Annotated in this window: 20 protein-coding genes; 4 read left to right on the top strand and 16 right to left on the bottom strand. The window is 38.0% G+C overall.

The features are described from left to right. Positions 1–30: 30 nt before the first annotated feature. Together AC1D0Y_RS22335 and AC1D0Y_RS22330 are read left to right on the top strand one after the other, a co-directional pair. Positions 31–606, top strand: coding sequence for a PepSY domain-containing protein (locus AC1D0Y_RS22335; RefSeq protein WP_028410179.1), 576 nt, complete (start codon positions 31–33; stop codon positions 604–606). Between the two features lie 133 nt (positions 607–739). Continuing rightward, entirely contained in the window at positions 740–1279 is a 540-nt protein-coding gene (locus AC1D0Y_RS22330) for a PepSY domain-containing protein (protein WP_060746097.1), read from the top strand. Between the two features lie 38 nt (positions 1280–1317). Here the strand turns inward: AC1D0Y_RS22330 and AC1D0Y_RS22325 are convergent, their stop codons facing one another. From AC1D0Y_RS22325 to AC1D0Y_RS22295, 7 genes are all read right to left on the bottom strand, one after another. Continuing rightward, on the bottom strand, positions 1318–2595 hold the full coding sequence (locus AC1D0Y_RS22325) for a DUF445 domain-containing protein (protein WP_477707929.1): 1278 nt from the start codon (positions 2593–2595) through the stop codon (positions 1318–1320). A gap of 127 nt (positions 2596–2722) precedes the next feature. Further along, a complete protein-coding gene (locus tag AC1D0Y_RS22320) occupies positions 2723–4078 on the bottom strand; it encodes an amino acid permease (protein WP_060746095.1) in 1356 nt (451 codons plus the stop codon). A gap of 223 nt (positions 4079–4301) precedes the next feature. Next, positions 4302–4952, bottom strand: coding sequence for an amino acid ABC transporter permease (locus tag AC1D0Y_RS22315; RefSeq protein ID WP_013081471.1), 651 nt, complete (start codon positions 4950–4952; stop codon positions 4302–4304). Positions 4953–4966: 14 nt separating this feature from the next. Continuing rightward, positions 4967–5605: an amino acid ABC transporter permease gene (locus AC1D0Y_RS22310; RefSeq protein WP_060746094.1), complete on the bottom strand. Its 639-nt coding sequence runs from the start codon at positions 5603–5605 to the stop codon at positions 4967–4969. A 74-nt stretch (positions 5606–5679) separates the two neighbouring features. Then, complete coding sequence (locus tag AC1D0Y_RS22305) at positions 5680–6495, bottom strand: transporter substrate-binding domain-containing protein (RefSeq protein ID WP_028410184.1); 816 nt, start codon at positions 6493–6495, stop codon at positions 5680–5682. A 21-nt stretch (positions 6496–6516) separates the two neighbouring features. Then, the gene (locus AC1D0Y_RS22300) at positions 6517–7245 is read right to left on the bottom strand and encodes an amino acid ABC transporter ATP-binding protein (RefSeq protein ID WP_060746093.1); all 729 of its coding nucleotides are present in this window, start codon (positions 7243–7245) and stop codon (positions 6517–6519) included. A gap of 478 nt (positions 7246–7723) precedes the next feature. Beyond that, on the bottom strand, positions 7724–8245 hold the full coding sequence (locus AC1D0Y_RS22295; RefSeq protein WP_060746092.1) for a M15 family metallopeptidase: 522 nt from the start codon (positions 8243–8245) through the stop codon (positions 7724–7726). 214 nt (positions 8246–8459) lie between these two features. Here AC1D0Y_RS22295 and AC1D0Y_RS22290 point away from each other — a divergent pair, with 214 nt between their 5' ends. Beyond that, the gene (locus AC1D0Y_RS22290; RefSeq protein ID WP_060746091.1) at positions 8460–9254 is read left to right on the top strand and encodes a hypothetical protein; all 795 of its coding nucleotides are present in this window, start codon (positions 8460–8462) and stop codon (positions 9252–9254) included. Positions 9255–9294: 40 nt separating this feature from the next. Here the strand turns inward: AC1D0Y_RS22290 and AC1D0Y_RS22285 are convergent, their stop codons facing one another. The 4 genes from AC1D0Y_RS22285 to AC1D0Y_RS22270 all read right to left on the bottom strand — a co-directional run bounded on the left by AC1D0Y_RS22285 (position 9295) and on the right by AC1D0Y_RS22270 (position 13817). After that, on the bottom strand, positions 9295–10515 hold the full coding sequence (locus tag AC1D0Y_RS22285) for a multidrug effflux MFS transporter (RefSeq protein ID WP_060746090.1): 1221 nt from the start codon (positions 10513–10515) through the stop codon (positions 9295–9297). A gap of 67 nt (positions 10516–10582) precedes the next feature. Then, positions 10583–11404 (bottom strand): MerR family transcriptional regulator, encoded by an 822-nt coding sequence (locus AC1D0Y_RS22280; protein ID WP_060746089.1) that lies wholly within the window; start codon positions 11402–11404, stop codon positions 10583–10585. Positions 11405–11463: 59 nt separating this feature from the next. Next, positions 11464–12480, bottom strand: coding sequence for a nitronate monooxygenase (locus tag AC1D0Y_RS22275; RefSeq protein WP_081085252.1), 1017 nt, complete (start codon positions 12478–12480; stop codon positions 11464–11466). 272 nt (positions 12481–12752) lie between these two features. Next, complete coding sequence (locus AC1D0Y_RS22270; RefSeq protein ID WP_025752899.1) at positions 12753–13817, bottom strand: lactonase family protein; 1065 nt, start codon at positions 13815–13817, stop codon at positions 12753–12755. A 333-nt stretch (positions 13818–14150) separates the two neighbouring features. Between AC1D0Y_RS22270 and map the strand changes: the two genes are divergently transcribed. Next, complete coding sequence (map, locus tag AC1D0Y_RS22265) at positions 14151–14897, top strand: type I methionyl aminopeptidase (protein WP_025752900.1); 747 nt, start codon at positions 14151–14153, stop codon at positions 14895–14897. 27 nt (positions 14898–14924) lie between these two features. On the opposite strand, the gene AC1D0Y_RS22260 is transcribed toward map, so the two are convergent. The 5 genes from AC1D0Y_RS22260 to AC1D0Y_RS22240 all read right to left on the bottom strand — a co-directional run bounded on the left by AC1D0Y_RS22260 (position 14925) and on the right by AC1D0Y_RS22240 (position 21902). Next, entirely contained in the window at positions 14925–16730 is a 1806-nt protein-coding gene (locus tag AC1D0Y_RS22260; RefSeq protein WP_060746088.1) for an ATP-binding protein, read from the bottom strand. Between the two features lie 23 nt (positions 16731–16753). Continuing rightward, a complete protein-coding gene (locus AC1D0Y_RS22255; protein WP_060746087.1) occupies positions 16754–17737 on the bottom strand; it encodes a BMP family ABC transporter substrate-binding protein in 984 nt (327 codons plus the stop codon). Positions 17738–17908: 171 nt separating this feature from the next. Next, the gene (locus AC1D0Y_RS22250; RefSeq protein WP_013055062.1) at positions 17909–18139 is read right to left on the bottom strand and encodes a helix-turn-helix domain-containing protein; all 231 of its coding nucleotides are present in this window, start codon (positions 18137–18139) and stop codon (positions 17909–17911) included. A 13-nt stretch (positions 18140–18152) separates the two neighbouring features. Continuing rightward, positions 18153–20891 carry a GTPase domain-containing protein gene (locus AC1D0Y_RS22245; protein WP_477707928.1) on the bottom strand — a complete coding sequence of 913 codons (2739 nt, stop codon included), beginning with the start codon at positions 20889–20891 and terminating at the stop codon, positions 18153–18155. Between the two features lie 195 nt (positions 20892–21086). Continuing rightward, positions 21087–21902: a YitT family protein gene (locus tag AC1D0Y_RS22240; protein WP_013055060.1), complete on the bottom strand. Its 816-nt coding sequence runs from the start codon at positions 21900–21902 to the stop codon at positions 21087–21089. Positions 21903–22294 lie beyond the last annotated feature (392 nt).

Below are 22294 nucleotides of genomic sequence, written 5' to 3'. Positions count from 1 at the left end.
ACTACTTTTTAAGATACTGGAGGTGAATGTATGAAGAAAACGGTGCTTTTTATACTTATTTTTCTTGCTGTTGGTTCAGCTAGCTTTTACGGAATAGCAAAAGCAGTGAATCGGCCTGATACAATTTTATCGGAATCGGACGTCAGCAGTATGATTCAGCAAAAATATGGCGGCACTATTGAAAATGCAAGCTTTTCCCAAAAAGATGATGAACCGATTTATCGAATCACTTTGCTTAAAAATGATATTCCATACCATATCACAGTAAATGGAGAAAATGGAGAAGTCCATTCATTAATCAAACAAAAAGTAAAGAAACAAACGTCTACTCAAACTAAAAATAATATAGAAGAAGAGCAAAAAAAGAGCGAGCAGCCACCAGTTTCTCTTACATCCGACGAGCCTCTCATTTCAATGGAACAAGCAAGAGACATTGCTTTACAAAAAGTAAAAGGAACGTTTTCCTCAGTTGAAATAGAAGAGGAAGAAGGCCAAACCTTCTACGAAGTCGAAATTGATCAGTCTAAAACAAGAGAAGCTAAAGTGATGATCAATGCTTACTCTGGACATGTAGATTCCATCACCTATGAAAATGACGATGATTAAAAGTACAGCGGAAAGCTGTGCTTTTTTTATCTATTTTTATTTATTTCTAAGAAAATTTTAAACTTCTTCTTCTTTTCCTTTAAAGTTCATTGGCTAAGATAGTCTTAACAACAAATCGAGGAGGCCATAACATATGAAAGTTATTACAACCGTTTTAGCCAGTGCAGTACTAGTCGGTGGATTAGGTGCAAGCGCATACGCAATGACAGATCAGTCTAAAAGCAATGATAAGAAGCAAACCACAACGATTGAAGAAGCAAAGGCAAAAGACATTGCCCTTCAAAAAACAGATGGCGGCGACATTACAAATATCCAATTAGCCATAGATGACGGCGTTAAACAATATGAAGTAGACATCACAAAAGGTAATAAAGAATACGATGTAGACATTGACAGCAGCAGCGGTAAAATCATTGAATTTGATGAAGAGCAAAAAGACGATGAAGATGAGAAAGAAGAGGAACTTCAAAACATTTCCCCTGCTATTTCATTAGATCAAGCGATAAAAACAGCTTTAAAGAGTGCTAAAGGAACCGTCAATGAAACGGATCTAGACCAAGAAAACAACCGTTTAGTATATGAAATTGAAATTGACACAGCTGATAAACGTGAAGCAACTGTTTCAGTAGATGCCAAAAACGGCGGCGTAATCAGTGTAGAACTAGATGATTAATAGAAAAAGCACACTCCAAAAGGAGTGTGCTTCTTTTTTTATACCGCTAATTTAATAACCGTTAATACAATACCAATCAAGAATCCACATAGAGCTCCGTTCACTCGAATCCACTGCAAATCTTTTCCGACATTGTTTTCCATCATATCCACAAGTGTTTCATCATCTAATTTATCTAAGTTTTCTTGAACAAGCTGTCCAATTTTCGAATGATTCTCTTCTACAAAGCTCATGATTTGCTTTTGAATAGCCGTATCAATTGCTTCTTGACGCTGTGCATCCTCTTCAAGAGCATTCAGCCAGCTCTCTACGTAAGCAACCGCGTAGCTTTTCATAAATTCAGGGCTTTCAATGAATGCTGTCACTTTCGCTTTCATTTTATCGACGATTTCTGTTAATTTATTCGTTACATTTAATTCATGAATCGTTTTTCGTTTCCATGCTTCTAATTTTTCAAGAAGTTCTTCATTCTGCTCCAAGCCTTGCAGCTCTTTTCTAATTCCATTTACCAAAGCAAGGCGGTATTCATCATCTTCGTTACCAAGACGTCCTGTAATAGAAAGCAATAAATTTTGCAAAATAGATCCTAGCTTCTCTTCATTAATCATGCTTTGAAATGATTTGAGAGCGAATTGTAAAATACCATCAAGCTCAATATTATCAAGCGCATTTTTAGCAATACTTCCGAGCTGATACTGCGTTTCTTCTTTTTTAATCCAGCTCTCCCCTTTATTTAAAAGAACATCAAGCGCTTTTTCATCATACTGATTTTTTACCACTTCTCCAACAATCGAATGCACAATAGGCTTTAACTCTATTGCTAAAAGCGATGATTTGAGCTCTTTTTCAATAATAGGAACGACTTTCTCTGTATCCACACGATTAATCGCATCAACAAGCAGTGCTGTTCCTTTTTGTTGAATTGTTTCCGAATAAACACCTTTTCGAACAATCGGAAGCAAACGCTGTGTAAACGCAATTCTTTTTACTTTTTCTTGAATACTTTCTTTTGACAGCCAGTCGTTTTCAAGCGTTGAGACTAGCCCTCTTGTAATACGCTGTCTGTTTTTAGGAAGCAGCGCAGTGTGTGGAATAGGAATGCCTAAAGGGTGACGAAAAAGAGCCGTAACGGCAAACCAATCCGCTAATCCGCCGACTAACCCAGCTTCGAACCCACCTTGAAGCAACCGACCCCAAATTGAATCACCAAAAGGCATTGTGGCAACGAAGCCCACTCCCATAATCGCCAAAGAAATCACGGCTAAGTGCTTTGATTTCTTCTTTGGGTTTGTTGTAAATACATTATTTGATTCCATTGTAGTCCTCATCCTTTATTTATTTAACTAAACATTTCATCTAGAAATATGTAACGTGATACAGAAATTTCCGCAAAAAAAGAAAGACAAGCTTTTACCCTCGTCTTTCTAGTATATTGCCTTTTTGCTATACTTCAAACTTTTTTTCTTTTCGACTTTTATTAATAAATGAAAAAATGAGGAGTACGACCAAGATAACCGCACATACGCTGGATCCAATCACATTGTTTTTATTAAACATAAATGATACAAAAATAACAAGCAGTGCTGCTGTTGCAAAAAGCGTTGTATAAGGAAACCACTTTAATGCGAAAAACGGCTTTTCTTTATACCCTTTACGCAGCTTTAATTGAGCTAAACAAATGCTTACCCAAATAAGAATAATCGTGAAGCCCGGAATGGTCATTAAATAACTAATTACATTATCCGGTGTTTTATAAGCTAAAAACACACCTATTAAAATACAAACAGCCGTAATCATTAAACCATTAATCGGAATACCGTTTTTTGAAACTTTTAAGAAGCGCTTTGATGCTTCTCCGCTTTGAGCCATAGCATAGAGCGTACGCGAAGTTGCATACATCCCTGAATTCGCTGCTGATAAAACGGCCGTTAATAAAACGAAGTTCATAATATGAGCCGCACCCGGCAGTCCGGTGATACTAAACACTTGGACAAATGGACTGTCTTGTCCTGATACAGAATTCCAGGGCATAAGGCCGCAAATAATTAAAATAGGCAAAATGTAAAAGCCAATCACTCGCCATACTGTGCCTTTGATCACTTTCGGTAACACGTTTTTCACATCTTTTGTTTCCGTTACGGCCACACCAATTAATTCAGCTCCGCCGTAAGAGAACATCACAATTAAAAAGGCACTCAGCACACCGCTCATGCCGTGAGGAAAAAAGCCTCCATGAGCCGTATAATTTGCCCAGGGGTTTTGCACATCACTTGGAATTACACCGAATAAAATGAAAGCTCCCAAAATGATAAAAGCAGTAAGAGCAATTACTTTAATACCGGCAAACCAAAACTCAATTTCTCCGTAATACTTCACTTGAAATAAATTCATCCCTACAATCAGCACTGCACAGAGAAAGCTTAAGAGCCAAAGAGGTACAGAAGGGAACCAAAACTTCAAAAAGCTTCCTCCCGCAAGCAGTTCAACAACTGTCACGACAATCCAGTTCACCCAGTACAGCCACCCTACAATAAAAGAGGTTTGCGTACCGAATGCCTTATGCACTAAATTTTGTACGTTCATATTCGGATAGACAATTGCCATCTCTGCCAATGCTGTCATTACAATAAATAAGATAAGACCGCCAAACAAATACGCCAGTACAACACTTGGTCCTGCAATACCTAGCGTATCAGCACTGCCTTTAAAAATGCCTGTCCCAATCATACCGGCAAGCGCAATGAGCTGCACATGACGAGGCAACAGACCTTTTTTTAAATTTTGATCTTGTTTTTCCATGATGCCCGTCCCTTCTGTTCATTTTACGTGTTAGTTTAACCAAATCACTTCTTGCGCAAAAACCCCTACCGGATATTCAGTAGGGGGTGAACCAACACTGTTTTTCTTCTCTATGATGAATGAAAATGATCTGATTTTACCACTGTTACTTTAGTCATTTTATGCGTTGAATCAATATATTGTCAATGTTATTTATTTTCCAAAAATAAAGTCAAAAGAGTATCTACACCCTTTTGACTTCTAGTCTTCTTGCAATGATAGATAAAGCATAGTTTACAATAAAATACATCATCGCGATGATCAAAAACATTGGGACTACGTAGCTTTGTTTCTGTCCGTAAATGATTTGAGCGTTATGCAGCAAATCAGGAAGTGCGATCACTACTGCAAGCGACGTATCTTTTAATAAGGAAATAAATTGACTAACTAAAGGAGGCACCATTCTCCGCAAAGCTTGGGGCAGCACAACGAAACGAAGCGTTTGATAATAGTTTAAACCTGATGATCGCGCCGCTTCGATTTGTCCTTTTTCAATTGATTTTAATCCGCTTCGGATAATCTCTGAAATCATAGCAGATTCAAATACAGTGAGGGCCACAATCGCTGCTGACGTAATTTCCATATCAATTCCGATTTCAGGTAAAGCAAAGTATGTAAAAAAGATGATTAAAAGCAGCGGCAAATTCCGGATAATTTCTACGATAAAAGCAAGTACATGAGACAGAACTGGAATGCGGGCATACCTTAAAATACCTACTATACTTCCAATAAGAAAACTTAATACAATCGAAATGAATGCTACTTTTAAAGTGACCCAAAATCCTTCCATTAAGAAAGAAAGGTGATCAGGAGAATAAGCACCCATAAAATCCATCACTTTCACTCCTTTCAGCTTGTTTTACCAAGACGTTTCTCAAGATAACCAACCCCTAAGCTTAACGGAATGGTTAGAACTAAATAGAACAGAGCCACAAAAATATACACATCAAACACTACGTAAGTTTGAGAGGAAACAAGATCTGCCTGATACATTAAATCAAAACCAGCAACAATCCCTAACACGGATGAGTTTTTGACTAAATTAATAAATTGATTCCCAAGAGGAGGAATGACGATTTTAATCGCTTGAGGCAATATAATGAATCGCATCGCCTGACCGTACGTAAGGCCGGATGAACGTGCCGCTTCAAGCTGCCCTTTTGGAACTGCCATAATTCCCGCTCGTATGGCTTCGGCGATAAAAGCTGCCGTATAAATAGTTAGTCCCAGCACTCCGGCCGCTGTACCGCTGATTCCCGCTACAATAAAAATAAAAAAGACGATAACCACAAGGGGAATATTTCGAATGAACTCTACATAGACCGTACCAATTACATTTACTATTTTGAGAGGGGCTATTCGCATTACCGCAATGATCGTACCGAGTGCAAAGCTGGCGACTAAAGCGATCAGACTGGCAATAATAGTGTATTTAAATCCTTCTAAATAAAGATCCATATTGTCCGTCAGAATTGAAAAATCCAACAATTTTCTTCCTCCTTTCAACTAAACAAGCAGGATGAGCATAATGCTGCTCATCCTGAGAAAAGAAAACTGTACGCTTATTGTTTGATCCACTTGTCGTGAATTTCATCATATTTTCCAGAGTCTTTTATCTTTTTAAGCGCATCGTTTAATGCATCTACCAGCTCTTTGTTTCCTTTTTTCACAGCAATGCCATAAGGCTCTTCTGTGAACGGCTTTCCTACCAATTCATAAGAAGGATCTTCATCAGCCATTCCATAAAGAATAGCATCATCAGTTGTTAAAGCATCCCCTTGCTTAGATTTTAAAGCTGTAAATGCTTCTGCATAGTTTTCAAACTCTAATACCGTTGTCTCTGGTGCTTTTTCGCGAATATTAATAGCTGAAGTTGATCCTTTAACAGCCAACACTTTAGTACCTTTCTTCAAATCATCAACGCTTTTAATTTTACTGCCTTTTTTCACAAGCAGAGACTGTCCAGCTTGGAAATATACATCCGTAAAGTCTACTTCTTTTTTACGTTCATCTGTAATAGTCATTGTCGCAACAACAGCATCAATATCTCCTTTTTGAAGAAGAGGAACCCTTGTTTTAGACGTAACTTCTTTAAATTCTACCTTGTTTTCATCGCCTAAAATCTCTTTAGCCAGCTGCTTAGAAATATCAACATCAAAACCTTCCACTTCACCCGTCTTCGGATTTTTTAATCCGAACAACCGCGTATCATTTTTAACTCCAATGACGATCTTCCCTCGGTCTTTGATTTCAGTGAGCGCATCTTTTTTAGCTGACGATCCACTCGTTTCTTCACTTTTCCCTCCACAAGCTGCTAACATCATAACCGCTGCTAATGAAAGCACAGCTGCCTTTAAAAACGTTTTTGATTTTTTCATATTACTCCCCCTATTAAACAATTAATGATTTAAAATACGGCTAAGAAATAAACGTGCCCTTTCTTCTTGCGGGTTTTCGTAAAACTCAGCCGGAGTTGCCTCTTCCAAGATTTTTCCTTGATCCATAAATACAATGCGGTCCGCTACTTCTTTTGCAAACCCCATTTCATGAGTTACAACTACCATGGTCATTCCTTCTTTAGCCAATGTTTTCATGACATCCAGCACTTCTCCAATCATTTCTGGATCAAGAGCAGAAGTAGGCTCATCAAAAAGCATAATTTCTGGCTTCATCGCGAGTCCCCTCGCAATAGCTACACGCTGCTGCTGGCCGCCTGAAAGCTGGGACGGGTAGGCGTTAGCTTTTTCACCGATTCCGACTTTATCTAAATAGTATAGAGCTGTTTTCTTAGCTTCTTCTGACGACTGTCCCAATACTTTGATAGGTGCTAACGTGATATTTTCTAAAACCGTTTTGTGCGGATATAAATAAAAATGCTGAAACACCATACCTATATTGCGGCGCAGTTTATTAATATTTGTTTTTTTATCCGCGACCAATATATTATTTACCGTTAACTGTCCGTTAGATATTGTTTCTAAATAATTTATGCATCGCAGCATCGTGCTTTTACCCGAACCCGACGGTCCAATTACGACGACAACTTCCCCTTTTTTAATCGTTAAATTGATATCTTTTAATACGTGAAAGTCACCGTAATATTTATTCACTCCGTCAAAAACAATCATTTTCCCCCTCCTAATCTGCGAACAACAATAAATATTTAAATTTTTAAAATATTTAAAATATGTTAAAAATTATATTCTTACCCTTAAAGCAAAGTCAACGGTTGACAAATTATCTCTTTTTTGTAATCTAAATGAACTATCTTCAAATAAAATATGCTAGAAAAATAAAAGGCTTTGTTGGCATTTGCCGATATGTAAGGATACGTTCGCTAGGCTGAAGGTACTTGTATAAGCTTAATCAATAGATTATATTAGTTAACGCATATCTTTATACGAATTGTCTTTCATTTTTAGGGGGCAGTTCTCTCTAATCACCCCTTTTTCTAATTATCCGTCTATATTTTTATTATATTAGTATATATAATTCTCTTAACAGTAAATTAATAAAAAAAAGAAATTACAAGCTTCTATTCGTGTTAGAGGTTCTGACATAGATATAGTAAAATTATATTATCCTTCTAAAAAAACACACGTTTTGTTAACGTGTGTGGTCTTTTATATTTTCCGGACTCATTTGAAAATGCGGATAGTCTTTAAAACCTTGCCAATCTCCTCCCCATTCGAATCCTAAATTTTTTGCAATGTCTACAACTTCCATCCAATCAGACTGATTGTTGTTATTACCCTCATATTTCATGTCCCAAATAACTCGTCCGTCTTTTAATTGAATAGCAAAATCAATAGCTAATCCGTAATTGTGATAAGACTGGCCGCCCTTTGAATAGGTAACAATGTTGCCTTCTTCCGTCCTGCCTTTTGCATAAAGCTTATCTTGTTCTTCTTTTGAACGGAAACCTTCCGTAATGACAATCGAGATTCCTTGGTCACTTGCTTGTTGAACAAGTTTATTTTTCTTTTCTTCTACGACAGGATGCAACTCAGTTGCTCCTGAAAAATCTTCTAGCCTTGGACCAGGCTTTAACTCATCGCGAAACAAAAATACCAGGCTTACCGCTATTACAACTATCAAAGCTATTGCCAATTTTTTAAGAACGTTCATCTATATAAAGTCTCCATTCTTTTTTGCTGCTGTTTAGATAAAATCATATCGAATTTCATTTTGTTATCCAATAAAAGAGCTGTATTGTTCAACAAACGTCTATATTTTTTCGTTTTTTATCTATTTTCACCATTTTTTCACTATTGGTGGTTACATTAACAATTGTGGACAGCTCTGTACCACACCCCTATAACTTTTAAGGAGTGACAACAGCATGAAAAAGAAACTATTCGGTTATATCATGGCAAGCGGTTTAACACTAGGAGTTATGGCCGCTGCAAATTCCACGGCATTTGCAGCAAGCAAAGATGAAACAAGCTCTTCAACAGTTGTAGAGCGAACAAATGGCAGTACAACAAATACGGATGATGCAACACAACAAAAAGTTGATGATATTATGAAAAAAGCACAGGAAAAATTACAGAAGCTCGGCGTAAGCTTGCCTCAGCACAAAGAAGGCCCTTTCAGCAATCTAGATGCAGCTACTAAAGAAAAAGCGAAAGCTATCATGAATCAGTTGCGCGACGGCACCCTGACTAAGGAACAAGCGGAAGCTAAATTAAAAGAACTGGGCGTGAACTTGCCTGAATATAAAGGCGGTCCTTTTAACAATTTAGATGCGGCTACAAAGAAAAAAGCGAAAGCTATTATGGATCAGCTTCGCGACGGCACCCTGACTAAGGAACAAGCGGAAGCCAAATTAAAAGAACTGGGCGTGAATTTTCCTGAACATAAAGGCGGTCCTTTTAACAATTTAGATGCGGCTACAAAGAAAAAAGCGAAAGCTATTATGGATCAGCTTCGCGACGGCACCCTGACTAAAGAACAAGCGGAAGCCAAATTAAAAGAACTGGGCGTGAATTTTCCTGCTAAAAAGAAAGATTTTCTAAGCGGGGTAGATGCTGAAACAAAAGCGAAAGCTGAAACCATTTTGGAAAATGCAAAAAAAGAAATTCAAAAGCTTGGCGTTACAATGCCGTTTGAAAATCATGAGCACAAAGCTCAATAACAAAAAAAGCTACTTGGCTATTGAAAGCCAAGTAGCTTTTTTATGATGCAGTTTTCCTTCTCACTAACGTCATGTACACACCTAATGCTAATAAATCACAGACCATAATCACAATGCCCATCGGCAGAGCATTTTGCCCTCCTCCAAGACCAACAAGAGGAGCTACGGCTGCTCCGAGCAAGAACGGAAGCAACCCTAGAAGCGCTGAAGCACTTCCCGCGTTCGAAGCTTGATTTTCCATAGCAAGTGAAAAAACGGTTGTGTTCACAATTCCTACGCTCGATACTACAAAGAAAAGCAAGATGCAGACCAAAATAACGGACATGTGAGTAGCAATCACGGCCACTAAAAGCACGCTTCCGACGGCTGCTTGAAGCAATCCATACATAAGAAGAGTAGCTTCTTTTATTTTACCCGCTAAACGTCCTGTCACTTGAGTAGCTATAATGAGCCCAAAACCGTTAATCGCAAAAACAAAGCTGAACATCTGCGGAGACAGGCCATAAATGTCTTGAAGGACAAATGTAGAACCTGAAATATAAGCAAACATGGCACTCATAATAAAACCTTGCGCCAGCGCATATCCCACAAAGACACCATCTTTTAGCAATACGCCAAACGTACGCAGTACTTCTGTTAATCCACCTTCTTTACGGCGTTCGAGCGGAAGCGTTTCTTTTAAACCAAATAAAACGGCAAAAAACATTAGTGCACCAATCACTGCTAGCACACCAAATACTCCTCGCCACGACATAACCGTCAGCAGCTGTCCACCAGCAACCGGAGCCAAAATAGGAGCTAACCCATTTACGAGCATAAGCATAGAGAAAAACTTTGTTAAATCCGAACCTGAAAACAAGTCTCGCACGCTCGCTCTTGAAATAACCATTCCTGCTGCTCCTGCCATACCTTGAATAAATCGCAAAACGATAAAAATCCAAATAGACGGCGCAAACACGCATAAAACAGATGCAACCGCATAGGTAATTAATGCTGCTACAAGCGGCTTTTTCCTTCCGCGAATATCACTGAATGGCCCCATGACCACTTGCCCAAATGCTAAGCCCAATAAGCAAGCCGTCAGACTGACTTGTGCTAAAGAAGCTGAAGTATGCAATTCTTTGGCAAGCGTCGGCAGCGCTGGCAAATACATATCAATTGATAACGGGCCAAATGCGCTCAGTGAACCCAAAATTAAAATAAATAAAATTCGATTTCCTCGGCTTAAAGACATTCCTTGGGAAATACTTTGCTGATTCATCTATTGTTGTCTCTCCCTTCAGCAGTTCTACAATAGTCTCATCTTAAACCCTCCAGCTACTGGATAGTCAAGACGTAATTCGAATTTGAATTTCAGTCAGCCGCTCTTCTTCATGATGAGAAATAAAAGAATCTACAATTCGCCGAATTAAAAAAGGCCCTTCTGCTTTGTATCCTTCGGCTTTAATAAAGTTCAGTAACGCATCGTAATAGACTCCTGTAGTATCTCTCTTTTCTCTCATATAAATAGATGCGTAATCGCCTTCAGGTATTAACGTAACGAGTTCATGCTTAAAAGAAACATCGCTTTCGACCAATAAAAAAATGCCATCGTAATCTGTAAATTGTTGTTTTTTCGTGTTTTCTACCGATAGCATAAACCCTACTTTCCCAATCATAATCGGGGTAATATGACTAATTTTCTTTTTTAAATCACGCAGAACACTTTCAGTACCATCTAACGTACCTACCTCTGCTTTTACTTTCACAACTTCACGAGAAGGAAGGTGTTTGATGAACGGGTCTCCTATTTGGTTAATATGTCTCGTCTGTTCTAATTCCTTCATTCGAGTTGTTAACTGCGCATTCACTCTTTGAAGGTGACGAATTTTTTCTTTTGTTACCTGCTGATATTCCGCTAAAGTTTCAATAAATTCATCCAAGCTGCTGTGCTCCATCTTTCTTTTAATTTCTTTTAAGGGAACCCCCATCAGCTTTAAATAGACAATGATATCTAATTTTTTAAATTGTTCTAACGTATAATATCGATATCCGGTTTGTGGATCAACTTCATAAGGCTCAAATAGACCAATTTCATCATAATAGCGAAGTGTTTTAACCGGAATATCATGCAGTCTGGCCATTTGCCCAATCGTAAATTTGTTTTGCATATGAGTTCACCTTCTTTATGTAAAGCTGCTTGCACTTAAAGCAAGCAACAGCGTAATTCTCATCGTTCATTTAGTTCTTGTACAAGCTCTTCCACAATAAGATGTGCAGGCAGTTCTCTTGCCAGCGTAAATCCAGTTCCTGCCCACAAAGAAGCGTACTCTGGATTCTTCATTTGTGTAGCTTTTGAGCGAATAGGCTTTGTCATGTAATGAATATGAGGGTAGGCGGATGGTGCTGATTTATCATAGGAAATAAAAAAAGCATTCACAAATCCTCTAGCACGTTTCCCTGTAAAAGCTCGTGTGACACCTGTTTCATTAAAACGTTTTTGAAGAATGCTTTCTTTATGAAGAGCACTCGCTCCGCTTTCTGGACAACAAATAAAAGCCGTACCTAACTGAGCGGCAGAAGCTCCTTCTTGTAACACACGTTTGATGTCAGATCCCGTCATCAATCCTCCAGCAGCAATCAATGGCTTTTTGGTGATTGAGCGAACTTCTTTTAGCAAATTCATAAGCGGATAGTCCACCGAACCCTCTAAAAAAGTAGATCGATGGCCGCCGGCTTCAATACCTTGCAAACATAGCGCATCCGCTCCTGCTCTCGAAGCTACTTCGGCTTCTTGAGGTGTTGTAATCGTAACGAAAACACGGCTTCCAATTCCTTTTAAACTTGCTATAATCTCTCGATCCGGGCACCCAAATGTAAAGCTCACAGCAGGTACTCGATGTTTTTGAATGATGTCGAGCTTGGCACTCCATTCATCATCATCATTCTTTGGTATGCCAACTTGACACTCCAAATATTCAGCTGCTTTTGACAGTTCTTTTTGATAACAATCAAGTGCATCAACTGCTACTTTTTCATTTGTCGGAACAAACAGATTCACTCCAAAAGGTTTTTTCGTAAGTGAGTGCATCTCTATAATTTCCTGCTCCAATTCACGCGCACTTTTATATCCCCCAGCTAAAAACCCTAGCCCTCCGCTATTAGATACTGCTGCAGCTAGTTTAGGCGTCGAAACTCCTCCTGCCATGGGAGCTTGTACAATTGGATACTCACATATATTTTCCACACTTATCACCTCAGCCCTTCATGCGTTCTCTCTTCATTCTACTACAACCCCAGAAAAAAAAGCCCTCCAAAAGGGCTTTTTTTCCACATATAGGTTATGCTCATTTCAAAAATCGCAATCATAAATCATACTAAAGAACGCACACTACCTGACTATTCCCTCAAAGGTTCACCTATGCGAATGGCACTAACCCCGCAAGGGGAGTGACAGGCGCTTAGGTCTAGACAATAAAGCATAATCGTTCTTTGATTATGCTTTATTGTCTACATCGATTACTTATAATGGAGGAACTTTACGCATACAGCTTCTGGAACCGTAACATTAGATTGAAGAAGCGTTAGCTTTCCACTTTCTTGGTCTCTTTCAAACAGTACCAAGTTTCCTGTTTCTTGATTAGACGCTACAATAAATTGTTCCGTTGGATCCAAAACAAAATCGCGCGGCCAGTCGCCTTCAGTGCCTGTCCATTCTACGAATGTTAACTGTCCAGAATCCTGATCTACTTTGAATGTTGCAATCGAGTTATGTCCGCGGTTTCCTGCATAGACAAAGCGGCCATCTGAAGAAATGTGGATCGCACTCCCTTGATTATTTTCTGTAAAATCAGCCGGGATCGCTAAAGTAGCTTGTTGTTGAGTAAAGCTTCCTTTGCTTTCGTCATAAGTTAAAAATAAAACTTCAGAGCTGAATTCTGTCATTGCATAGGCATAGCGGCCATTTGGATGGAACGTTAAATGTCTAGGACCCGAACCAACAGATGTAGAAAGACTGTTGACTTCCTTCAATTTATTCTCTTCCACTTCATATGTCACGATTTCATCGATACCTAAGTCCACAACAGCCACGTGCTTTTCTCCAGGAGTAAAATCGGCATAGTGTACGTGTGGTTTTCCTTTTTGTCCTTTTTTGAGGTCTGAATGAGGATGTTCCACTACAGATGCTACATATTCAATTTCCCCTGTTTCTTCATTAACAGAATACGTCTCAACGCTCCCTTTATGAAAGTTAGCAGATAAAACAAGCGTATTATCTTCATTCACTGAAACATAGCAAGGAGGCGCGCCGTCTAGCAGCTGTTTGTTTACAAACTTTAGTTGTCCCGTGTTTGGATCAATCTTAAAAGCAGCTACTCCGCCTTTTTCTCCTTCTTTAATAACTGTATAAAGATGTTCGTTGTCTTTGCTTGCATTTAAGTATGTAGGATTTTCAATTTTAGCCACGGCTTTTACTTCTACAATCTTTTTAGCCTTTGTATCTAACGTAAACGTATAGACACCTTCACTGCCTGCTTTTGTATATGTACCTGCAAATCCAATAAATTTTCCATGTTCACTCATTTTCCTATACCCCTCCTAAAGAATTGTTTTGTTTCATTTATTTTACTATATCATACCGCATTTGTTGTAGAGAATGCTCCAATTCAACGTTCATTTATCAGTTTTCCCTACATGCCTATCGTCAAACCCTTCCTTTTTAAGCCTGCATCTTGCATTTCCCTACCATTGGGCGTTATGATTAAGGATGATTTTATATCGCCCCATAGCAGACGGCTTCTGTATTTCTTGGATTTTCAAATAAAGAAAAATGAACTGATGAATAGTCGACTTTCATGGCTATAACCGCTGCCCAACTTTTTTCGTAAAGTTACATCAAAAAAGGAGTGAACAACAATGATCACATTAAAAAGTGAACGCGAAATTAATTTAATGCACGAAGCAGGTAAATTATTAGCTTCTTGTCATAAAGAAATCGCTAAAATGATCAAACCAGGCATAACAACAATGCAAATTGATAAATTTGTTGAAGAGTACTTAGCAAAGCACGGAGCAACGCCGGAACAAAAAGGATACAAAGGATATCAATATGCAACGTGCGCTTCTTTAAATGATGAAATTTGCCACGGTTTTCCAACAACTAAACCGTTAAAAGACGGTGATATCGTAACCATTGATATGGTTGTAAATTTAAACGGAGGCTTAGCAGATTCAGCATGGACTCATACCGTTGGAGACATTTCAGACGAAGCACAACGTCTAGTAGATGTTACATACGAAGCGCTTTTGAAAGGAATCGAGCAAGCACAGCCAGGAAATCGCACAGGTGACATTGGCCACGCTATTCAAAGCTATGTAGAAGGCGAAAAATTCTCTGTGGTACGCGACTTTACAGGACACGGAATTGGAAATACCATGCACGAAGCACCTACCATTCTTCACTACGGAAAAGCTGGCAAAGGTACACGTTTAAAAGAAGGCATGGTGATTACAATTGAGCCAATGGTAAACGCTGGTACATGGCATTCTAAAATGGATAAAAACGGTTGGACGGCTCGTACAACAGACGGTAAATTATCCGCTCAATTTGAACATACGCTTGCGATTACGAAAAACGGTCCTCTTATTTTAACAGCACATTAAAAAAACAGCCCTTTTGAGGCTGTTTTTTTAATGTAGAGGAAATTTAATAACAAAAACGGTGCCGCGGGAAGAAGTAGATAATAATTTAATCTGTCCTCCGTGGCTTTCTAGAATACGCTGAGCAATGGGCAGACCAAGACCTGTTCCGCTATCTTTTGAAGTGGAAAAAGGCTGGTACAGCGACTGCTGCATATGCAAAGGAATGCCTTTTCCAGTATCTTCAATGTATAGACAGTAGCTATCTTCATGAACCTGCGAGTAGATTGTAATGACTCCTTCTCCATCCATGGCTTCCATACTGTTTCGAATTAAATTATGAAGAACTTGTTTGATTTGTTTTTCATCTACCTTTAGTATATGCGGCTGCAGTTTCACATCGAAGATAAGCTTATCTTTTTCTGTAAATTTGCTTGAGTGAGTAATCAAAGGCAATAGCTCATTAATAATATCCTGCATGCTGACTTTTTTCATCACCGGAGTCCCTGGTTTTGATAACAACAGCATTTCTTCAATGATGTAATTAATCCTCTCTAGCTCTTTCATAAGCAGAGGCAGGTAAAAACGCTTTTTCTCCTCATCAGAAAGAGACTGATTCATAAGAGATATAAATCCATGAATCACGGCAAGAGGATTACGAATCTCATGAGCAGCTCCGGCTGCCACTTCTCCAACCAGGGCAAGTTTCTCAGACTGATGCATTCGCTTTTCTAATTCTTCGGTATCCGATATATCAATGAAATAAAAAATCCTTCCAATGCTCTCGTTCTTCTCGTTAAACAGCTGCGTTTGAGAGGCTAAAAAGCAATAGCACGTCTCTTTCGTTCCAAATAATACTTTTTTATTTTCGTGAATTTCTCCCGAATTCAACATGCTCCAAAATTCAGTATTATATTCAGGACATTCCTTCATATACCCGCAAATATCCTTTTCATCGAGATCTAAAAACTGTTTTGCTGAGGTATTGGCAAATATACTATTTGTCTCATCTTCTATTGTGATAATTCCAACAGGCAGTGAATTTAAAATCTGCTGGCGATATGCTTTATCTTTAATGATTTTCCAAAATGAATCTTCTAAACTAACCGACATTTGATTGATAGAAGCCGAAAGCTGCTTCAGCTCGATTTGCTTTGTGTCTTGAAGAACAAGACCGTATTCTCCGTCTGCAATGTCATTCACTTTTTCAATCATTTGTTCAATTGGTTTCGTAAGGCTCGCACTCATACGATAAGAAACATAAAGGGAAGCCACAATAGCACTTACTGTTAAAATCAATAGTAAAATTAATGAATCTTTAATAATAACAGACAGTGTATCTGATAGTGTATCAAGTGAATCAACCGTCTCTTCTTTTGAACTATTAATATCTTTTTTTATCTGATGCAGATCCGGCAAATAATTTCTCTTAAGATACTCTTTTGCTCCCTCTATATCTCCGTACTTCAGCAGTCCCTGCACGTTATTAGAAATCTTAAAATCCAGCAGCTCAATTTTTTCCTTTAGTGGAATCAACGATTTTGGCACAGGCTGCTTATATCTTTCATTATTTTCGATAACTCGTGTATCATATGATTGATATTCTTCTATCAAAGAGACAGTGGGGTTCTTTAGATTATTTTTCACAATGTATTCTTTTATGTTCAGCTGCTCTTCCCAATAAGAAAGCCACACCATTTGAGGAACATCTTCATCTTTAATTTCGTTGCTTACATGATTCATTTTATCAATGGCATGCACTAAAACCAAAGAGAACCCGCTTAACATGAATGTAATCAAAAGAAGAATCGTTAATATTTGGCTACGGAATGACATGTTGCGAAATAATTGATTCATAATCATCTCTTTCTTTTTCATAGTTACTTCGGCTGTGTAGACATTCTAACTTTCGAATATAAAATTTGTTTTTCCCGTTTACTGTACATCGGTCCAAAAGGCGCTAGTTTATAAACACCGTCCCTGGCGTCAAGTTTGACTTCTCCAGATGGAAGACCTTTTTTACTAAAATAGTTCTTCATAATCACGTTGTAAGCTTGAGGAACATCATTGATCACACTTGTTAAAATAACAGACCTACCCATGTACGCCTGATCATCTAAATATCCTATTACGTACATTCCTTGTGTTTTCGCTTCTTGAATAACTTCTTGATTATACGAATTTCCTTTAGCATAGACGATATCGACACCTTGAGCTTTTAACTCGCGGAGCAGCTTTACTGCTTTTGCTCCATCGTCTCGGCTGTTTACAACTCGATAATAAAAAGCAATCGATGAATCATACGCTTTGATTCCTTGTTCGAATCCTGGATTTTTTTCTTTTGCAAATGTATCGAGTAATCCAATTTTTTTCGTTTTTGTCTTCATGGCAGCTGCCGTGCCTGCCAGGTGTTCTATTTTTGTTTGATCAAATGTATATACCGTTTGGTTTTTATACATTGAAGTACCGTGAATGGTGACGAAATGAACATGAGGATACTTAGGAGCTAGTTCTGTAAAAACGGTAGAAAATTCTCTTCCATGTCCAATTACGACTTTTGTTCCATTTTGAATAACTTTTTCAGCAGCTTCCTTCATTTTTTGGTTCGTATTTACTTCGCTAATAACTTGAGCCGAAACGGGGTACTGCTGCTCGATGTTGATTTTTCCTTTATAAGCTAGACTGCCCCAGCTTTGATCTGTCAGTACATCAGAGGTGAGAATTGCAACGCTTGTGTTTTCTACTTTTTTTGTCGTTTGCTGACTTATAATCCCTTGTGTTTTCGAAACAATAATAATTAAAAACGAAGCGACAACAATCAGGGCAAGCAATAAAATCAGCCTTAACTGTCTTGATCGTTGCATAGACCTTCTCCTTTTTGTTTAGCATACTTTCATTATATAAAAAAAGCATCTAAAAAGACTACATCTTTAACGAAATTCCAACTTTTTTCGACATTTCTTTCATATCTTACCTTTTTTAACACTTTCACTCCAAAAGAAAAAGCAGAAAACATCTGTTTTCTGCTTCGGCCTTCAATCTTCATCTTTTACGTCCATATCTTCAGGGATTGGCTCATTTAGGTATTCTTCAATTTGTTTTTTGTACTTTTCCATTTGCTCTAAATGGGTGTTAAACTGCTCTTTATTTAATAAGTAGTTTTCACCATCAAATATAGCCCTTACTTTTCCTTCTTGAATCAATTTCTGTACATATTCTTCAGGAAAAGATAGATACTCTGCTGCTTCTTTTATCGTTAAATACATCCTGCTCCACCTTTTAGACGTTATAGTGTACTTCTTCTGTAGCTTTAACCATTAACTCATACTGACGCAAGCGAAGCTGGAATAATGTTAACGGATCATAGTAAGCTTCAGGATTGGCTTTCATATGACTTAACACGTCTTGATTTTCATTAATATGCGCCTGTGTTTCTTCAATCGTTTCTTTTAAAACCTCTTTTGGCTTTTCAAAGAATAGTTCAATATCAACTTCTAAATTTTTCTCAAATAAATTAAACTGCATAAAAAACTTTGCCAGCATAGATTCTGTGATATCTTGATAGTCTTGACTTTCAATGTACTTTTTATATTGATTATAAAGCAGCGTTTGGTTTTGAAGAATGGAAGAAAACAGCTTTCCTGCTCCTTTTAACAAGAGCTGCGTTGGATTAACGCGAAGTAAAATATTTTCCTCATCCAGCTGAACCCGATTAGCCATCCGATTAACGTCGCGACGCCAGTCATCCAGCACTTTAAAATCGCAGGCCAACGTTAATTTTTGCTCATTGTACATCTTATTTAATGACTCTGCTACTTCTTCAATATCTACTTGACTCGCAATCAGCTCTTCATTTGATGTGGCAATCCAGTCCTTTAAAGAAATGCGGAACTTAGGTAGGACATCTTGCTGCAAGTGCTCTTCCACGCGCATATTCATTTGTTTATTCAGCTCAATATGAACCGTGCTAAAATCACTGTCTTCCTTCACTAGTTCTGAAGACTTTTTGAGTAAACGAGGAATTTTATTTTTTAACTTTTTGCTAATATCCTCTTTGATGCCGTGATAAGCCGAAACAATACTACTCGCTTTTTCTTGTTCTAAGTCATCTACTCGATGCAAGAAGCCATTTAATCGTACAAGCATATCTTCGTTCCATTTAATGCTTTCAATCAAATGATTTTCTGTTTGATTTCTCTTCTCCACTAAGCCCTTTAGCATGCTTTGAATAAAGAACAGCAGTCTGCGCGCACGCTCTTCTACTCCAACGTTGTTTGGATCGTAATAGAAATTAGCTTTAATAAACTGAGCCAAGTCTCCGTGGTGCTGACTGGATACGTAGTGAGGCGTATAGGCTAATACATGCGCCTGCGGGAAATCAGCTCCAATGCTTGCTTCAAATTCTTTTGTGATTCGCTCAATCGTTGCTTGATTATAAAGACTGTCCATATTGTTGATGACAAAATGAACTGGCGTATTTGGCGCATGCTCTTTAATCTCAAGCAACAATTCTCTTTCTTCATCAAGCAGCGATTCTTTTGCATCAAGCACAAACAGTAAACCATCTGCTAAAGGAGCATATTTAAATGCATCCTGCTCACGCGCCTCTTGTTCTGTAAAGCTTGGCGTAACAATGCATGAACAATTATGTTTATCAAGGAACGCAAAAGGTTTTTTCACTTCTACAAGCGCCTTGTGAGGAGATTGCTCGGCTCCGTCAATCGTTTCCATCGGAGTGATTTCTTGATCAGCGATTTGCTGGATAGATTCTTCTTCATCATGAATGAACACAAAGGTTGTTTCGTGATTTTGCGGTACCTTTTCTTCTGTAATCGATCCCACAAATGAAGACGTTTCAGCATTTGTTCCTGTAATTAATAAGTGTGTCGTATGAGCATCTAATAAAAAGTCTACCCACCATTTAAAGGTGTGCCCCACTTCTAAACCATTTTCATTAGCCCATTTAATAATGCCATGGCAAAGCTTGTAGTGATATTCAAGACCATCAATGTCGTTACGCGCCTCAAAAATTAATCTGCCTGCATTTTCGATTGTAATGGTATCAATAGTTGACGGAAACTTTTCATTCCATGAAAGCACGGCCGCAGACGGAAATAACGCACGTGACTTATTAGTAATTTTAAGCCAGTTTGTTAATACGTTCGGAATGACTTCATGCAATTCCTTTACAGAATGATCACTTTCCATTAAGTCAGTGTACGTCTCTTGATAAAGAGTTGAAATCTCTTGCCAATAATCATAGAGGCCCACTTCAATATTCAAGAAAATATCATTGATGGTTTTAATCCAAGCAAGATAAGGAGGCTGACTCTTATATTGTTTCCATAAAGCTGAGACAAGCTGTTTGAAATATACTTGGTCCACTTTGTAAAATGAAATCATCACTTGATAAAAATAGTTAGGGATAAAGTTTGCTGTATATCCTTTATCTACGTAAGTCTTTAATACCGCAAACCAATTTAACGATTCCGTTCGAATACACTCATCTACCGCAAGCTCTACTGCGCTGTTAAAGTCTTCTTGCTCTTCATAAAATCTGCGTGCAATCGCCGTGACGTTTGGATAATCCGGCTGAGAAGCAACCAGCTCGTTAATGACTTCATAAGCTCGTTCAATATTGTTATGGTCCGTATACAGCGAAAACAGCTTTAGCGCTATTTCAGCTTTTAATACTTTTGAATCCGTTTCGATGGATAGGTAAAGCTCTTCAGCTAGCGTAGACAACCCCAATTCATAATGCGCGTCGGCCGTATTTTTCTTCGCCCACAGCTTAAATTCACCATTTACATTCTCCCACTTAAAAATCGCAGACTCAAAATCTTGATTATGGAAGTACACTTCTCCCTGTGCTAAGCGAACGAGCGATAAGTCGTACCACTCTTTTTGCTGCTCTTCGTAATAAGCTTGTCCAAGGACCTTTACAGGCGGCTGATTTTCATTTTCTTGCATAAACGTTTCGTAATATTTCTTTTTCGTTAACTGATATTCTACCGTCATATAGTCTCTCCTTTTTGATGTCAATATTTTATGTACTCTATCAAATTCCCTTTTTTATACTTTTCATACACGATATTTTCTTACTCATATTTTACGCAAAAAAAGCCTCAAGAACTACTCTTAAGGCTTTTTTTATAACTTTTATACTATAAAAATGGCTATTTATCATAAATCGGCGCTGAAATAACAAATATATTAATAGGCATCCCGTCGAAACAGCCCCATTACTTCTACCGTTTCCGTAATATTTACGAAAGCTTCAGGATCCACGGATTGAATTAACTGCTTGAGGTTTGCAAGCTCATAGCGCGAAATCACCGTCATTAATATTTTACGGTCTTCTCTTGAATAAGCTCCTTCACCGTTCATTAACGTCACGCCGCGCACTAAATTCGTAAGAAGCTGTTGCTTCATTTCTTCGCCTTTTCTCGTAATAATGGTTAACGTGAGCTTAATATGGCGAGTATGAATCGCATCCACTACTTTTCCTGTGACGAAAATCGAAAGCATCGTATATAAAGCTGCGTCCCAATTCACAAAGAAACCTGAAACAAATACAACCACGGCATTCATCGCTGATAATATAGCGCCAAGAGGAAATTCTTTTTTATGCGTAAGAAGCATCGCAATAATATCAAATCCACCTGTCGAAGCTGACTGACGAAAAACAAACCCTACGCCAATTCCAGTTAAAACTCCTCCAAAAACAGCTGACAGAATAGGATCTGTACTAACAGCTCTCAAGGGAATCACGTATAAAGCAATTGATAAAGCCACAACGGACAGCAGCGTATGTAAAACAAACCGCTTTCCTAACTTCATAAAACCAATAATTAAAAGGGGTAAATTCAACAAAAAATTCATTGTTCCCGTGCTTGCAGGCGTTAAAATTCCTATAATCATAGCAATACCGCTAATACCGCTGCTTAGCACTTTATGGGGGATTAAAAACCAATTGTATGCAAATCCAATTAACACAGAACCTGCTATAATAGCAATTGCTCTATACATGATGTCCCTTCACCTCTTACCACAAATATAATGTTTTCATTTATTGCTTCTTTATTATAATTCCTAAAATATTGAAAACCTTAAAAAAAGTATATTCAGAAATTTGATGTGTTGGTGGGGTGGACAAACGGCAAAATAAAACGGACATACAAGCGGATAATGCTTTTAGTATAGAAATTCTGACTTTACTTTTTTCGTACTTATTTAAGCAAAAAAGCTCCTATCTTTACTAAGATAGCAGCTTTGATGAAGAGTTATTTTAAATTTAATACAGCCACATTCTCTACATGTGGTGAGTGTTGACGCTGGTGTGCAAATATGAGATTTAGTAGAGGCACCATATCATAATTTTCCCAATAACCTTAATAAATTTGTTATGATTGTAGAAATAA

Source organism: Priestia sp. P1_B12_1, from assembly GCF_056406695.1.
Note: the sequence above shows the minus strand (reverse complement) of the source record. Positions and strands in the feature narration are given on the sequence as shown.